At 53.2% G+C, this 18,368-nt stretch carries 5 protein-coding genes; all 5 read left to right on the forward strand.

The features are described 5' to 3' along the window. Positions 1-53: 53 nt before the first annotated feature. The 5 genes from BLV48_RS12265 (at position 54) to BLV48_RS12285 (ending at position 18,236) form a co-directional block, all read left to right on the forward strand. Entirely contained in the window at positions 54-4,151 is a 4,098-nt protein-coding gene (locus tag BLV48_RS12265) for an EAL domain-containing protein (RefSeq protein WP_175527664.1), read from the forward strand. A gap of 109 nt (positions 4,152-4,260) precedes the next feature. Then, positions 4,261-7,095 (forward strand): bifunctional diguanylate cyclase/phosphodiesterase, encoded by a 2,835-nt coding sequence (locus BLV48_RS12270; RefSeq protein WP_217633010.1) that lies wholly within the window; start codon positions 4,261-4,263, stop codon positions 7,093-7,095. Positions 7,096-7,206: 111 nt separating this feature from the next. Continuing rightward, the gene (locus tag BLV48_RS12275; protein WP_091827085.1) at positions 7,207-11,388 is read left to right on the forward strand and encodes a PAS domain-containing protein; all 4,182 of its coding nucleotides are present in this window, start codon (positions 7,207-7,209) and stop codon (positions 11,386-11,388) included. After that, positions 11,388-15,020, forward strand: coding sequence for a response regulator (locus BLV48_RS12280; protein WP_091827086.1), 3,633 nt, complete (start codon positions 11,388-11,390; stop codon positions 15,018-15,020). The genes BLV48_RS12275 and BLV48_RS12280 overlap by 1 nt, the downstream gene beginning before the upstream one ends. A gap of 27 nt (positions 15,021-15,047) precedes the next feature. Next, positions 15,048-18,236, forward strand: a complete 3,189-nt coding sequence (locus BLV48_RS12285) for a response regulator (RefSeq protein ID WP_091827087.1) — start codon at positions 15,048-15,050, stop codon at positions 18,234-18,236. Positions 18,237-18,368: the final 132 nt, after the last annotated feature.

Raw genomic sequence — 18,368 nt, forward strand, 5'->3', positions numbered from 1 at the left:
TTTTATTCTCAATGCTTTTGGGCAGGGAAGGTAACAGGATGCTACTTTCACAAATGCGATCCCCGCAGATGTTGACGCTGCTGTATGCCTTACTGGGGGTTGCGTGGATTGTGTTCAGCGACCAGCTTGTCGTTTACCTGGCCGGCGATATTCACCGATTTGCTGAGGTCAGCCGCTACAAGGGTGTGGCCTTTGTGCTCATCAGTGCCGCCCTGATTTTCCTGGCCTTGACCCATTATCGCTTTGAAGAGCTCTCCAACCACAGAGCGCCAGGGCGTCAGCGTTATCTCGTGTTTGCCTTTGTTACGCTGCTGCTGGTGGTACCGTTACTGGCTGTGTCGGTTACCCGGCTTTATGGCCCCGAACTCCAGCAGCGTGAGCTTGATCGGCTAGGCCAGGTCTCCGAGCTGAAAAGCTCGCAAATCAGTCAATGGCTGGAGCACAGCAGTCAGGAGCTGGGTGCCATTGAGCAGCTGCTGGAAACTGGTAGCAGTACAGTTATTCCCGATTCGGAGCGCTTTGCACACATGCAGCAGGCCGTTTCCAGCCTGTTGCAGGGGCTGGGCTATTCCGGGGCCGAGATCCACTTTCCGGGGAGGGAGCCGCTTCAGCTGGGAATGGTCCCTCGTATAGAGGCTAATGGTAATACGCTCAAGCCCTTCAGAATCAGCCAGAGAGATTGGCTGCAGCTGCTGCAGGATGAAGAGGCGACAGCTTGGGTGCGCCTATCTAGGCCCAGCCATGGTGATCGCATCGCGCTGGAGCTTTATCGACCGCTTGAAACTTCGTTGCAGCCGATATTGTCTGAGTGGCTGTTAAGTGGAAACAGTGCGGAATTGCTGTTGCTGCAGGCGAAAGGGGACCGAGGAGTCTATATTTCACCGCTGAAGCACAGTGATGCTCGGCCTATGACGCAAACCATCTCTCTGATCGAACAAACAATTCCTGGTGCTGTCGCACTGGTTTCTGGTGGCTCGGGTGAGGTTGCTGGAAAGGACTACCGAGGTGTCCCGGTGCTGGCGGCTTACAGAACCGTCACCAACTCTCCTTGGGCGTTGGTAATAAAACGTGATCGTGATGAAGTGCTCGCGCCACTCGATACCCTGCTGCATTGGATGCTGCTGCTGGGCATGATATTCATGCTGGCGGTGGGGCTCATTCTGTTGCTGCTCTGGCGTCAGCAACGACTGAGGTTGAGTTTGCAGGCCAAGGCGGACCTGGATGCACGTGACCGAATTTTGCAGCGCTTTTATGACATGCCATTGATCGGAATGGGCATCTATGACCCCGCTGCCCGGTGCTGGGTGCGCGTCAATGATGAACTGCTGCGGATGCTGGGCTATGAGCGCGATCAGTTTATGGCAACAGATTGGCGCGAACTGACCCCGGGACACTTGCTTGAAGAGGAAGGGTATCAGTTTCAGGCTTTATTGGACGGCCTGAGGGATGGCTATCAGATCGAAAAACAACTGCGCCACGCAGAAGGCCATTTGGTGGATATTCGGCTTGATGTTCAGATTGAGCGTGAAAACGGCGGCTGGATGCTGGCCATCATGCAGGATATATCTGAGCGGAAGCGCAACGAGGCCCTGATCCAGCGTCAGGCCAACCTGTACAATATGCTGTCACAAATCAACCAGATGATTGTGCGACGCCACTCCCCGGATCGAATCTTCCAGAGCGCCTGCGATATCGCCGTTCGTTTTGGCAAGCTGAGATTTGCCTGGATGGCTCAGCTGGATAAAAGTGGCCAGCTGAAACCACTGGCCAGTGCCGGCTTTGGCGGAGAAAGCTTGCCAATGCTGTTGCAACTGTGCCGCAACTACCCTGAACAGGGGCTCACCATGGCCGCTATCCGGCAGGGTGAGTGCATGCTGGCAAACAATATTTTTACCGATCCCGATTTCCAGCCCTGGTATCAGCTGGCGCGGCGTCATGATATCCATGCTGCTATTGTCCTGCCCTTGAATGGTGCCGGTGGCCGGCGGGTGGTGATGACGTTGTATGCCGGCGAGCCTGACTTTTTCACCGATGAAGTTGTGAATACATTGGATGAACTCAGCCATGACATCAGCTTTGCCCTGGCTGACCACTCGCGTGATCAGGCACTGAAGAAGGCCAATCAGGTCATCAACGCAAGCCCAGTGGTGCTGGTGCGCTGGGAGAATAGCCCTGGCTGGCCCGTGTCCTATGTGTCCGACAATGTGCGCCGTTGGGGGATCGAGCCTGCGAGCCTGCTTAAGGGGGAAATCAACTATGAGCAATTGATTCATCCGGATGATCGGGACACGGTTAATGCTGAGATTGAAGGATACCTTGAGCGCAGCGAAAATGAATATCACCAGTTGTACCGACTACAACTGGGCTCGGATGAGGTGATTTGGGTAGAAGATCATACTCATGTGCAGCGGGACCGTCAGAACAATGTTCAGCATATCGAAGGTGTATTGACCGATGTGACCGAGCGCCAGCAACAGGAAGCACGCCTGGAGCGTGCCTCGGCCGTACTGGAAAGTACCCGTGAGGCGGTAGTCATCACGGATGCTCGCCAGCACATTATCCAGATCAACCCTGCGTTCAACGAAATGTTTGGCTGGACGGAGGAAGAACTGGTTGATAGCACACCGCACCAGTTTGCCTCCGGTCGTCATGACAGTGCCTTCTATGAACAGATGTGGCACGAGCTGGACCGGTGCGGCCACTGGCAGGGCGAGATCATGAGTCGACGCCGTGATGGTGAAGTATTCCCGGCTCTGCTCAGCATCAGCGTGGTACGTGGACCGCGTGGCAACATCAATCACTACGTGGGTGTGTATACGGACCTGAGTCGCTTGAAAGAAAGTGAGTCCAGGCTTGAGTATCAGGCACTGCATGACCTGTTGACCGGCTTGCCCAACCGGCAGATGCTGTTCAGTCAGTTGGGGCACTGTATTCATTACAACCGCCGCCACAGGCGTATCTCAGCATTGCTAATGATCGATTTGGATAACTTCAAGGATGTAAACGACAGCTTTGGTCACCTGGTGGGTGATCAGTTGCTGGAGCAGGCAGCGCAGCGATTGAAACTGCGTCTGCGTGACGAAGATATGCTGTTCCGTTTGGGCGGCGATGAGTTTGCGGTATTGCTTGAGGATGTAACGTCAGGAGGCGATGCAGCCAATGTGGCCTTAAGCTTGATTCGACAGTTTGACGGCAGCTTTACGCTAAGCGGCGGTGTGGAGGTTCGGGTCGGTGCCAGCATCGGCATCAGTCTGATCACCAATCTCAAACAGAAACCGGAAGACCTCTTACAGCAGGCGGATGCGGCTCTGTTTCGAGCCAAGGAGCGGCGTGGCAGCCTGAGCTTCTATAGTGATGATCTTACTCAGGCTGCTCGCCAGCGTCTGGAGCTGGAGCAGAGACTGGGCCACGCCATAGAAGCCAATGAGCTTCGACTTCATTATCAGCCGCAATGGTCTTTGGAAACGGGTGAAATGACCGGGGTAGAAGCACTGGTCCGCTGGCAGGACCCTGAGCGCGGGCTGATATCGCCCGTCGATTTTATCCCGATCGCTGAACAAACGGTCTTGATCGACCATATTGGCCGCTGGGTGCTGAACGAAGCCTGTGATCAGATTGTCCGCTGGCAGGCAGCGGGGCTCCACATTCCGCGTGTGGCAGTTAACGTGTCACCGCAGCAGCTGCGCTATCACAGCCTGCCGGATGAAGTGGCCAAGGCGCTGAAGCGGACCGGTATTGCACCGGAGCGGTTGGAACTTGAGCTGACCGAAAGCGCACTAATGGCGCCCAACCTTGAGCCGGTGGCCATGTTGAAGCAGCTGCGCGCACTGGGTGTGCGGCTGGCAATCGATGACTTCGGTACCGGCTACTCTTCTCTGGCTTACCTGAAACGTTTCCCGCTGGACCTGCTCAAGATCGACAAATCCTTCACGGATGACCTGCTCGAAAGTGATGAGGCCCGTGCCATCGTCGAAACCATTATCGTACTGGGGCGCAAGCTTGGCTTGAGGGTGCTGGCAGAAGGGGTTGAAACCGAAGCTCAGCGCAGCTTGCTCAACACGCTTGGCTGTCACCAGTATCAGGGCTACTTGGCCAGCAAGCCTCTGCCCGTGGCAGAGCTGGAGATGCTGCTGGCAGCACCGCAAGGTTGATCTGTAACAACTGGAGAAGATACCCAGTCTTGGCTTTTGATGTATGATCGAGCAAATGTTTAATACCCGGGTCTCAACCTTCTGACCTGCAGGGAGTGCAGTGGATACTGTGAATTCATCAGTCGTGTGTCACAGCTCCAACAGAATTGCTACCAATCTGTTACTGGCCGTCGCTTATGCGATCCTTGGACTCGGCTTCTCCACCACTGGACTACACGACCAGATCGTACCCTTGTGGTTGCCGGCAGGCCTCGCACTTGCTGTTGTACTGCGTTTTGGTACGAAGATGTTGCCGGGGGTGTGGCTCGGCAGTCTGCTGGTCAATTTGATTTTGCCCAACGGTTGGAGCCTGCCAGAGACGGGACACCTGCTGACCGCACTGGTGATTGCCAGCGGGGCTGCCTTGCAAACCGGCCTGGCGGCATACCTGATACGCCGTTTCGGTGTTGATCCACTGTTGCCTGTCAATGAGCGCTGGATGCTGCGCTTTCTGCTCTTTGCCGGGGTGCTGACCTGCACCCTGAATGCCACGTTGGGAACGCTTGCGGTCACGTATATCAATCAGTCCGGTGGCAGTCTGGGACTGCTGCTGGATTGGGTCAGCTGGTGGCTGGGCGACAGCTTTGGTGCCGTTTTCGGTACCCCTCTTATTCTCTCGCTGCTGCCGGCAACCCAGCCTGATGCTGCCTCTCGCCGTTGGGTATTGTCGGTGCGACTGTTGGGAACCTTATTGGCGTTGATCGTGATCAATCAATACTACCTGTCTCACCTGTCCAGCCTGTTGGAGCGCAGTTTTCGTCAGGACGTACAACTGATCGACGCCCGTATTCAGGCAACCATTCAGCAAAACCTGCGTGATTTGACTCGGCTTGAGCTACAGATCGCCAGTCGCCCGGATCTGAAGCCAGAGGAGTTTCGAGAGCTGGTATTTGCTCACATGCAGGACAACCCTGCGCTGCGCGCCTATTCCTGGGACCCGCTGGTACCGCGTTCGCAACGGACCGAATTCGAGCAGCGCACACGTGAGCTGTTGGGTAACCCTGAGTATGCCATTTATGGTGAGTCCCCGCCGTCTGAAGATGTCTTGATTCCGGTACAATATGTCGAGCCGCTGGAACAGAACCGGGCCGCACTGGGGTTCAACCTCTACTCGCTGGAAGATCGCCGTCGCTGGGTACTGCAGGCTGAGTCACGCGGTCAGGCGGTGGCAACCGGTATCCTGAATCTGACCCAGGCACCTGATGAGCCGGGCTTGTTGATTTTGCAGCCGGTTTACCGCCAGACGGGGACAGAGTTGCTGCAGAGTCGGCGTGAACTGCTTGGCTTCATTGTGGGCGTCTTCACGGTGGCACAGTTTTTTGATGCCGCGTTGCAGGAGTCAAGCATCGAACATGTGGGCTTGAGAGTCTCCGAGCGATTTGGTGGTTCGTTCTACGACACGGTAAAGGCCGGTTCCCAGGGGGTGCGCCTGAGTCAGGGGTTTCCGGTGCTGCTGACGCAGCAGGAGTGGCAGGTGGAGGCAGTGGCCGGGCCTGACTATCTGGCCGCTCACCCGGTCAGTCAGGCACTCTATCTGCAGGTTTTGCTGGTCGGCCTTGGCGCTCTGGCCTCTTTGCTGATCCTGTCGATGTACAACCGTGAACGCCTGCTGGTCGCGCGGGTGCAGCAACAAACACTGGACCTTGCCTGGCAAGCCCGACACGATGACCTGACCGAACTGCCCAATCGCACCCGTATGCAGGAGCAGCTGACAGAGTGGCTGAAAACACCTGACAGTCCCTTTGCGCTGCTGTTCATAGACCTGGACCGATTCAAGCTGATCAACGATAGCCTGGGGCACCAGGTAGGGGACCGTTTGCTGCAGGCGCTGGCATATCAGATGCGTGTGGAAACACCAGAAGACTGTAAGTTGTGCCGCATGGGAGGGGATGAGTTCATTCTGTTGGTGCCCGGTGCCGCGCAGCGTGCCATTGCCGAGGCACAGCGGATCCTGCTGATTGTGGGCCGTCCCTATACGGTTGCCGAGCATAGCCTGCAGCTGACCGCGAGTATCGGTATCAGCCTGTGCCCGTCACATGGGCGTGATGCCGACAGCCTGATCAAGCATGCTGATACTGCCATGTACCGCGCCAAGTCGCGGGGCAAGGATCGTTATGAGTTGTACTCCGAGCAGTTAACCTCGGATGCGGTGCAAAGCTTTTCAGTTGAACAGGATCTGCGCCAGGCACTGCAGGAACATCAGTTGGTGTTGCACTATCAACCACAGTACCGCCTGGATGATGATCGCCTCTGTGGTCTGGAAGCACTGGTGCGCTGGCAACACCCAGAGCGCGGACTGTTGGGGCCAGACCAGTTCATTCCGCTGGCGGAAGAAACCCAGCTGATTGTGCCGCTGGGCTGGCAGGTGATCGAACAGGCCTGTCAGCAGATGTCTCGATGGCTGGAGCAGGGGCTGGATGTTCCGCTGGTTGCGATCAACATTTCACCGCATCAGCTGTTGCAGGCCGACTTTATCCCGCGCCTGAATGCACTGGCAGACGGGTTTGGTCTTGAACGCAAGCGCATTGAACTGGAAATCACCGAGTCGATGATTCAACAGGATCCTGACTTTGTGATTCAACAGCTGCAGCGCCTGCGCCTATCGGGGTATCATTTGGCGCTGGATGACTTCGGTACCGGTTTCTCCTCACTGGACCGTCTCAAGTACCTGCCGCTGAATCGACTCAAGATCGACAAGAGCTTCACTCGCGACATTGGCCGTAACCCCAAGGATGAAGCGGTTATCCTGACGGTAATCGCATTGGGCCGAAGTCTGGGCGTAGAGGTGCTGGCCGAAGGGGTCGAAACTGAAAAACAGCGCGACTTCCTCAAGACACACCAGTGCAACAGCATGCAGGGATTCTTGATGGGCAAACCTGTTCCGGCAGAGTTGGTCAGATTGTGACAGTTTGGATTTACTGACAGAAACGGGGGAAAGTGATTCAATAGCGGTCCACAGACCTGACACAAGACAGTCAAGTCTGGTGTGTATTGACGTACCAGCTCTGGAGTTGTGATGCTGTTTGCCCCCCTATCGAGCATCGCCAGTCGTGACGTTATCACGTTGGCCGAATCCGATACTATCCATTCTGCTGTCAGCCTGATGGCTGCGCACTCGATTCATGATGTGGTCGTGGTTACGGCGGATGGGCTACGTATCATCACGATACAAACTGTGATCAGGTTACGTTTGGCAGAGGCGGATTTCTCTGCTCCGCTGTCACAGGCATGCCTGCCTCGGGTTTCCTGCGTTAAACCAACCGAAAGTGTAGCTGATGGTCTTGTAGCCTTGAGAGGCTCTCCAAGTGAACATTTGTGCCTCGTAGACGAGAATGAGAGGTTGGTTGGTATTGTCAGTTACACGGATCTGATAAGCCGAATTGACCCTCAGAATATGGCAGAAACTGTCCGTATCAAGGATCTGATTAGACTTACGCATTATTCTCATCTCGAACCAGACGATACTCTTAGGACGGCCATGCAGCAAATGCATAGCGCCGGTCACTCTGCAGCCTTGATATCGCTGCCGAATCAAACAATCGGCATCATTACTCAAAGCGATATTACCCGTGCACTACAAACTCATGCTGACTGGCAGCATCCGGTTACTGAGTTCATGTCGGCACCTGCGTTTACAGTTGAGGAAGATTTGACCATCCAACAGGCCATAACGGTGAGCCGAGAGCGTCGGTTAAAGCGGCTGGTGGTCACGGATAAACGGGGTGAGGTGGTGGGCCTGCTGCATCAGAAAGATTTGGTGGGGCTGGCTTATGAAAGTTGGCGTGAGCTTCTTAAACGACATGAAGAAGACGTTCAAGCCGCCCTTGATGCCACAGAAAATGAACAACGTTGGCGAGCTGTGCTTGAAGGCACGCAACAGGGTGTCTGGGACTGGAATGCCCAGACAAACAAAGTGTTTTTTTCGCCGACCTGGAAATCGATGCTGGGCTACTCTGAGGATGAAATTGGAGACTCGCTCGATGAGTGGGACTCGCGTATTCATCCGGACGACAAAGCGGCAACCTATGCAGACCTTGAGCGACATTTCTCAGGGGAAACATCCGTTTACGAAAACACACACCGCGTGCGCTGCAAGGATGGCAGTTATAAATGGATTCAGGACAAAGGCAAAGTGTTCAGTACTGACGCTGACGGCAAACCGTTGCGTGTTATCGGCACACATACCGATATAACGGCTGAATATGAGCAAAAACAACAACTGAACCGGCTTGCAGAGAACGTGCCGGGGGTGTTGTACCAATATCGGCTGTTTCCGGATGGCAGCAGCTACTTCCCTTTTGCAACTGCGAATATCAGAGACGTTTATGGAGTGTTTCCCGAACAGGTAGCCAAAGATGCTCGAATTGTACTTGAACGTTTACACCCTGATGATGCTGAACGGGTTGCTACGAGTATAGGGGAGTCTGCCGATCGGCTAACGGTCTGGGAAGAGCAGTATCGATATAACCATCCCGAAACAGGCGAACGCTGGCTCGAAGGGCGTGCTACTCCCGAAAGGATGGCTGATGGCTCAATTATCTGGAACGGTTATATCTACGATATTACCGAGCGAAAACAGCAGGAGCTGAAACTGGCGGAAACCACGGCTCAATTTCAGCTTACCATGGAAGCAACGGACACAGGTCTGTGGACCCGGGATTTGTTAACCAATGAGGTTAACTGGTCACCACAAGCCTATTCCATGCTGGGATATGAACCGGATGAGTTTGCGGTGACGCTCGAAAAGTTCCAGGAGTTGGTGCACCCTGATGATCTTCAGAACATGATGTCTGGAGTGATGAGCAGCATCGAACAGGGCAGTGGGTTCAATGTCCAGTTTCGGCTGCGCCATGCTGGTGGGTATTGGGTCTGGATCCAGGGTCGAGGCAAGGTCACGGAGCGTGATACAGCTGGCAAGCCCTGCTTCATGATGGGCACCTATTTCAATATCAATGCCCTCAAAGAGACCGAAGAAAAACTGAACAAGAGTCGAGAACGTCTCATGCTCGCGACTGAGTCGGCAGATCTTGGGATATGGGACCTGGATATGAAAACAGGCCGGCTGGAGTGGGACCAGGGTATGTTCAGTCTCTATGGCATGCGTCCAGACGAGTTCAGTGGTGAGATCAATGACTGGAGCAATGCAATTGTCAAAGAGTACCGCGATCAGGTTGTTGAAACGTTCCGGTCAGCATTGGAGCATGAGACCACGCTGGTTCTGACTATGCCCGTTTGCAGACGATCGGATAGCGAGGTTCGTATTCTGCACGGTGAGGCCAAGATCATCAGGGATTCTGCGGGTGAAGTACTCCGGGTCGTTGGCATCAACCGTGATGTGACAGAGCAGGAAGAAGCTCGCCGAGCATTGGCCACAGCAAAGGCCGAAGCCGATGCCGCCAACCGTGCCAAATCTGACTTTCTTGCCAACATGAGTCATGAGATCCGTACACCCATGAGTGGCATCATTGGTCTTAGTCAGATCAGCATCGATGAACAGGACGTTGTCACCTTGCAGGATCGGCTGCGTAAAATTCACCGCTCAGGTCGTCTGTTGCTTGGAATTATCAATGACATTCTCGATTTTTCCAGAATAGAGTCTGGCAAATTGGAGATCGACCCGCAGCCGTTTTTCCTGCCTGGGTTGCTCGACAATCTTAAAAGCTTATTTGCTCAGATGGCAGCCGAGAAAGGCTTGCAATTGAATATTTCGACCGATGACAGTGCGGGAAAAGCTTATGTTGGGGATGAGCTTCGCCTGCGTCAGGTGCTGACGAATCTGTTGGGTAATGCGATCAAGTTTACTGAGAAAGGAACGGTAACGCTGAATGTCAGCGTCAAGGTCACGGACGATGGACTCCGTCGTCTCAGCTTCTGCGTCACTGATACAGGCATCGGTATCTCCAGTGAACAGCAGCAAAAGCTGTTCACTGCATTCAGCCAGGCAGATAACTCCATTACGCGTAAGCATGGCGGCTCGGGTCTGGGGCTGGTGATCAGTCAGCGACTTGTCGAAGCCATGGGAGGGGCTCGCATAGAGCTTGAGAGCGAGCTGCATCAAGGCTCCAGTTTCGGCTTCTCACTGATAATGCCGGTGTGCAGCCCAGGGCAGGAACAGGCGCTGTTACAGAGTATTCCCGATAGCCTGGGGTATTTTCAAAATCTGCAAGGCAGAGTGCTGCTGGTTGAAGATAATGAGATCAACCAGGAAGTTGCGAAAGCGCTGTTGCAGCAGTATGGGCTTAACGTGACAGTGGCAACTAACGGGGTGGAGGCGCTGGAACTGTTCGAACAAAAAGACTTTGATCTGATCTTCATGGATATACAGATGCCAATGATGGACGGATATGAAGCAACCCGTCAATTGCGTGCGAGGGGGTGTCAGTTGCCAATCATTGCGCTGACAGCTGCTGCCATGGCTGAAGATCAACAAAAGGCTTTTGACGCTGGCATGAACAGTCACCTTGCTAAACCCATTGATACCCAGGAGCTACAGCAGGTTTTGGTTCATTGGCTGCTGAAAGTCGACAAAACGGTATCGGCGGTTTCAGCTAATACGCAGGTGTTTGAGCACTTGCCACCGAGGACAAACGGCTTTGATCCCGCAGCAGGCCTTGCCATGTTGGCGGGCAATCGCCCTCTGTACCGAAAAGTACTGACCGAGTTTTTGCAGCAGCTTGAGTCTGAATATCAAGCCTTGCCGGATACACTGCGTAGCCTTCAATCAGACGGCCAGGAAGCCGCTGTCGCTGCTGCGCAAAGAAAAGCACACAGCCTGAAAGGTGTTGCCGGCAACCTTGCCCTCAAGGATTTGGCTCAGTGTGCAGTATCGCTTGACAGAGTGTTGAAACAGGCCCAATTACCGGAAATCCAGTCTATCAATACACTGGAGCACACCCTGAAACAGACAGCCACAGAGATCAAACGATGGCTCGATGAACAGGGGGAAAAGAATGAAGTCGTTGGCTGTTATCGCAGTAGTAATGACACATTGGAAGCTGACCTTCAGCAACTGCTGCAGGCCATTCAAAACAGTGAATTCATCGATGAGTCTCTGTTGAATAATGTTGAGAAGCAAGTGCTTCCATATGCTCAGGATGCCTGGCGACGGCTTTGTCAGGCCCTTGATGACTTCGATTTTGACAAAGCGAAGATTCAGTTATCACAGCTGAAAAAACTGTTGTCTGAGCTGCATCACTGATGCGCAGGCCCGTATCCAACTCGCTGAGCAAACGATTGCTGCTGACTACGCTTGCGTCTGTTCTTGTGACGACGCTATTGCTTACGGCAATGATCGAGTGGCTGGTGTTACAGCATAACCGTGGCCTCCTGCTTGAGCATCAAAAAAGCTACACGGACCTTGTGGCACGCCGTATTGATCACGGGCTGGAAGTGCGCACGCGTACGCTGAAAGGCTTGGCCGGGTTGCTCAATGATGGTGAGCAACTACTGCCGCTTGAGGCCATACAGGCTGTCCTGGACTCACGCCTACAGCTTCATGAACATTTTAATAATGGCCTTTCGGTGCTCAGTAAAGAGGGTGTGCTCTCGGTCGACTCCCCGGTACTAGAAGGGCGTGTTGGCATTGATCTGAGAGACCGTGAACATTACCGCCACGTATTGCGGACGCAACAGCCGTATATTTCCAAGCCACTCATTGGTAGAGGTGTCAACTCGCCGGTTTTTCTGATCAGCGTACCCATACTGAACCGGCGCAACCAATTGCTTGGCATGACGCTTGGTTCAACTCGCTTGGCTGAAGACAACCTGCTGACCGAGATATCACTGCAAACCATCGGTGATGAAGGTGAACTGTGGGTGTTGGATCTTGAAAGCGATCTTGTAGTCACCAGCTCAAAGCGAGAATACGTCATGGGACATATCTCGCAGTTGGGTTTTAATACGTTGCCCAATCGCCTGAAGCAAAAAGAGTGGCAGGGTCAGATGACCAATGGCGGCGGGAAATCACTGTTGTATACAGCGACACCGTTACAGCAAACGGGCTGGGTTGTGGTACATACCTTTCCTGCGGCCATGGTATTGGCACCGGTCAAAGCATTGCTGTTGCAAGTTGTGATGGCAGTCACAGCGATGCTGGTCGTGGTGGCATTGCTGGCGTATTGGCTGATCAAGCGGCAGTTGCGTGGCCTGAGAAATGCAGCTGTCCAAATCGCTGGTATGCTGGGAAACGTTTCCGAGGTTAAACCGTTAACGGTTGTACGGGATGATGAAGTTGGGCTGCTGGTAAGCGCCTTTAATCAGCTGCTGGAAAAACAGGAAGTACAGGCCCAGCAGTTGTTGGCTGCGAAAACTAAAGCTGATCAGGCCAACCAGTCCAAGTCCGAATTCTTGGCTAACATGAGTCATGAAATTCGTACCCCGCTGAACGCCATTATTGGGCTGAGTGAGTTGCAGCTAGGAGAGGAACAGCCTCTGCACATGCAGCAGCGTACCCGTCAGGTTCATCACTCCGGCAAACTGTTGCTTGGAATCGTGAATGACCTGCTCGACTTCTCCAAAATTGAAACCGGTAAAATGGAGCTGGAGTCGCGCCCATTCATGCTGAGTGATGTGCTGCAACATCTTGCATCGCTGTTTGCGCTTCCCAGTAGTCAAAAAGGTCTTGAACTGGTGTTGCACCTGGAACCGGACCTGCCTGAGGCGTACGAAGGGGATTATCTGCGCCTGACTCAAATTCTCACCAACCTGATGGCCAATGCCGTCAAGTTCACCGAGCAGGGCACGGTGGAATTACTGATTGAAGCGAAAGCGATACAGGATAAGCAAGCCGAGCTTGTTTTCAGCATCAGTGATACCGGTATCGGTATGGCACCCGAGCAGCAAAAGCGGTTGTTCAAGGCTTTCAGCCAGGCGGATACCTCGATCACACGGCGTCATGGCGGCACGGGGTTGGGGTTGATCATCAGTCAGCGGCTGGTAAGGCTGATGGGCAGTTCTGGTATTCACCTTCATAGTGAAGCCGGTGTGGGCAGTTGCTTCAGCTTTGGGTTGAGGTTGCCTTTGGCTGCAACCAGTGAGCAATCCTTACAACAACCACTTCGCTGTGAAAACGGTGCATGTCATGCGCTTGTAGTGGACGATCACCCCCTGGCACGTCAGGTATTACGAGAGATTCTTGAGTCCTGGCAGTTTGTGGTCGAAGAGGCGGAAGGTGGCGTGAGGGCGGTGGAAAGGGTGCAGCAGCGGCTCAAACATCAGCAGAGCTACGACGTTGTACTGATGGACTGGGAAATGCCTGGAATGAACGGCCTGAATGCGTTGCGCACGATCCGTACGGTGATGGAGGAGGCCGGCATGACGCGTCAACTGCCGGCAATGCTAATGGTTTCGGCGCATGACCAATCAAACATCCAGTTCTATAGTGAAGATGATATTGAGTGTCTGCTAAAGCCGGTTCATCGTTCTTCACTCTACGATGCCCTTTCGCACCTGTATCAACAGAATCAGGTGCAGCTGCCACAGTCACAATCACAGCTATCCGAGCACTTCTGTGGTCAAAGGGTGCTGGTTGTGGAGGACCACCCGATCAATCAGCAGGTTGTCCAGTCGCAACTGGAACAGATGGGGCTGACGGTCAGCCTGGCTGGAAACGGTGCCGAAGGTGTGGAGCAGGCTCGCCGTGAACAATATGACCTGGTATTGATGGATATCCAGATGCCGGTTATGGATGGCTATGAGGCAGCTCGTACGATTAGAGCCTTCAATACAGAGGTTCCGATCATTGCCCTTACCGCGGCAGCACTGGTTGAAGACCGTGAAAAGGCTCTTCAGGCTGGCATGAATGATCACTTGGGCAAACCGTTCTCAGCACAACAGCTCTTTGACCATCTGCACTCATGGCTGCAAACCCGCCAGGACGCTGCAGAACTTTCACCTGCGACTGCTGAAACAGCAAGCACTGCACAGTTGCCGGTTGCACAAAAACGGTCACTGCTGATTGTGGATGACATGGCGGCCAATATTCGGATTTTGGCTAACCTGTTGAAAGGCGACTACACAATTCAAGTAGCCAACCGAGGGCAAAAGGCTCTGGATATTGCCCGTGGAAGTCATCCTCCGGATCTGATATTGCTGGATATCATGATGCCGGAGATGGACGGTTACCAAGTGTGCCGTGAGCTTAAAAACAATGCGACCACCAGTCACATTCCGGTCATTTTCGTGACGGCAATGGATGCAATTGAAGATCAGAAAAAAGGTCTGAGTTTGGGGGCTGTTGATTACATCACCAAGCCTTTCGATGCTGATATCGTGAAGGTGAGAGTGCGCAATCACATGAACCTGAAGGTCAAAACGGACATGCTGGAAGATATGTCGCATGTGGACGGTCTGACACAAGTGGCCAATCGGCGCAACTTTGATCGATCACTGCAGCGGGAACTGAAACGTCTTGAGCGCAGTGGCAAGTCGCTGGGCCTTATTATGCTGGATATCGACTATTTCAAGCCGTTCAATGACCATTACGGCCATGGCAAAGGGGATGAGTGCTTGATTAAGGTGGCTGCGGCACTGCAGCAGGTGGTTAAGCGCCCCGGTGATCTGTTGGCACGTTACGGTGGTGAAGAGTTTGCCGCCATTTTGCCTGAAACAGATGCAGGGGGCGTGGCACAGGTGGCTGAAGCAATGCGCGCTGCTGTAGAGGCAATCGATGTCGAGCATGGCTATTCACAGGTTGCTGATCATGTGACGATCAGTGTGGGCTGCTGTGCTCAAATCGTTACAGCTGAAACAACGGCAGAGCAGCTGCTGAACAGGGCGGATACCGCACTTTATGCTGCCAAACGGCAGGGGCGCAATCGGGTCGTAATCTGAGTAGCTTTTTATCGGCAGGAGGCAGAAATGGCGGCGAAAGGGGGTCAGACAGGCAAATTCAGCCCATTCTTTTTAAAGCCTTTTCTGTTTCCCGTGATGTTGCTGTTGTCTGTAAATGGCCACGCGGCACCTGCAGATCTGGAAAGAGTGTTTCTTGATCAAGGCGTTCCCATGCTTTGGCTTGACCCTGCCAGTGGAAAGATTGCTGACGTCAACCCCGCTGCTGCACAATTCTATGGCTATGACCCCGACGTAATGCGTGGAATGAGTATTTCCGAAATAAACCTGCTCAGTCCTGAGCAGGTTGCAGAGGAACGTGCGCTGGCGGCCGAGGAGGGGCGCAATTACTTTACTTTCAGGCACCAACTGGCCAATGGCGATATTCGCACGGTTGAGGTGTACTCACACCCTTACGAGCACCAGGGAAAAACGCTTTTGTTGTCCGTGGTACATGATATTACACCGGGGCGTAACCTGGATCATGGGCTTTGGCACTATAAGCAACGTCTTGAAGAATTGGTGGAGGAACAGACTGCAGAGGTTAACCAGCGCAATCGTGTCATTATCCTGTTGTTGCTGGCTGGGCTTGCGTTGTCGGTGTTTACGATTGTGGTTTTAACCTATCTGATGCGACAGCGACAAAAGGCTGAAGCGGAAACTCGGCATTTCAGATCCATTGCCGAGAGTGCGATGTATGGCAATGTGATTACGGACTTGCGAGGTCATGTACTCTATTGCAATCCTTTCTTTGCCAATATTCATGGCTATACGGTGCAGGAGCTGAAGGGAAAACATCTGTCTGTTTTTCATTGCCCTGAGCAGATGCCGGCAGTAGAAACGCTTTTATCCCAACTTAAGCAACAAGACTATTTTCCACCGACTGAGGTGTGGCATTACAGTCGTAACGGCTATGAGTTCCCGATGTTGATGAGCGGTATCATCATGCCAGATGAGCATGGTCAGCCGGCTTATCTCGCCACAGTAGCCATTGATTTGACCGATCATTTCAATGAGCGCCAGCAATCTGAAAAGTTGCTTGTCAGTGCCAAGGAAGAGGCAGAAAACGCCAGCCGTGTGAAGTCAGAATTTCTTGCCAATATGAGTCACGAGATCCGGACTCCGCTCAATGCCATTATCGGGCTTAGCGAGCTGCAGATAGCCGAGTCTTTGCCAAAGCGGGCACATCATCGTGCACGACAGATTTACCAATCAGGCGAGCTATTGCTGGGGATTGTGAATGACCTGTTGGACTTTTCAGAGATAGAGTCGAAAACATTGGCGATTAAAGCCGACTTTTTCAGGCTTTCTGATGTCATCAGCCAGCTCGATACCCTTTTCGGTCCATTAAGTCGGCAAAAAGGGGTGGAGTTGTTATTTACGATCCAGCATGACCTGCCTCAGTGGTATACAGGCGACCGAGTACGCCTGACACAGGTGATGACCAACCTGTTGGGTAATGCCGTGAAGTTTACAGAGCAGGGCAAAATTGAGCTGCAGATTGAGGGTGAATGCCTGTCAGACGAGCGTGCGAGGCTTGTATTCAGGGTAAAGGACAGCGGTATTGGCATGACTCAAGGACAGCAAGAAAAACTGTTTCAGGCATTCAGTCAGGCCGACACCTCTATCACGCGCCGTCATGGCGGTGCCGGCTTAGGACTCTCAATCAGTCAACGCCTGGTTATGTTGATGGGTGGAGAAAACATCCATGTAAAAAGCGAAGCAGGTGTCGGCAGCTGCTTCTGCTTTGAGTTATGCTTGCCGATCGCACAGGTGCAGACATCCTCGGGTGATAAGTCTGAAACCGAGTATCTCTGTGATGAGACTGCGCCTGTCGGGGATCTTATAGAGCCTGGCTCATGGAGACCCGTTAGCCTGTTCAAGAGTCAGCGAGTGCTGGTGGTGGAAGACAACCCGGTTAACCAGCAGGTGGTGCAGTCCCAGCTTGAACAGATGGGGCTTGGAGTTGAGCTGGCCTGTGATGGTGCCGAGGGTGTTGAGCGTGTGCGGCAGGGTGGTGTGGATCTGGTATTGATGGATATACAGATGCCTGTAATGGATGGTTATGAAGCGACCAAAGCTATACGCAGCTTTAACCAGGATATACCGGTTGTCGCATTGACGGCAGCAGCCTTGATTGAAGACCGAGACAAGGCACTGAATGCCGGAATGAATGACCACTTGGGCAAACCCTTTTCGGGACAGCAACTGTTCAAGATGTTAGAACAGTGGCTTGAGTTGGCGCCAATGGCTCAACAGCCGGAGGAGAGTGCGTCGACGCTGGAACCGCAGCCCACTGCAGGGCAGCCGGTCAACCCAGCTGCCAAAAACAGGTTGCTCATTGTTGATGATGTTGCGGCGAACATCCGTATTTTGGCCAACCTGCTCAAGGATGAATATACGATTCAGGTGGCCAACAATGGCCAAAAAGCGCTTGAAATAGCGCAAGGCAATCACCGGCCTGACCTGATCCTCCTGGATATTTTGATGCCCGATATGGACGGCTACGCTGTTTGCCGCGAATTGAAGCAAAAGCCGGAAACCAGCAAAATTCCGGTGATCTTTGTGAGTGCCCTGGATGAAGTTGAGGATGAGTCCAGGGGGCTTGCGCTGGGTGCAGTGGATTACATCACCAAGCCTTTTCAAGCTCAGGTTGTGAAAGCGCGTGTGCGTAACCACATGAACTTGAAACTCAAAACGGATCTGCTCGAAAATCTCTCGAATTTTGATGGGTTGACTCAATTAGCCAACAGGCGCCGTTTTGATGAAGTATTACAGTCTGAAGCGAGACGTTTGTCACGCAGCGGTAAGCCTTTGGCATTGATCATGCTGGATATCGATTTTTTCAAACCTTTCAATGACAACTACGGCCATGGCAAGGGTGATGAATGCTTGATCAAGGTTGCAACAGCCTTGCAGCAGGTAATACAGCGCCCGGGTGACCTGGTTGCACGTTATGGCGGTGAAGAGTTCGTGGCCGTTTTGCCGGAAACTGACATCATCGGTGCAGCCAAAGTTGCTGAAGCGATGCGCCGTGCAGTTGAGAGTTTGAACTATCCGCATGAATATTCATCCATCGCGGATCATGTAACGGTAAGTGTTGGTTATGCGGCGGCAGAGTTGAAACAGGGTCCAGCAGAGGCGCTGTTGGAGCAGGCAGACCACGCATTATATCGTGCGAAGAGTGCCGGACGTAATAGTGTAGTCGGTACAAGTTAATCGGCCCGAAATCCCTTTTTACAGCCTGCACACGTCTGCGAGTTCGATCAAACAATCATGCTCTCCTCCCCCTATTGGCTTTTGTTGTTATGTTATAACAAAGGCTATAGTATACACATCCCTTTCTCCAAC

The sequence above is a fragment of the Marinobacterium iners DSM 11526 genome (assembly GCF_900107855.1).
Classification (GTDB): Bacteria; Pseudomonadota; Gammaproteobacteria; order Pseudomonadales; family Balneatricaceae; genus Marinobacterium; species Marinobacterium iners.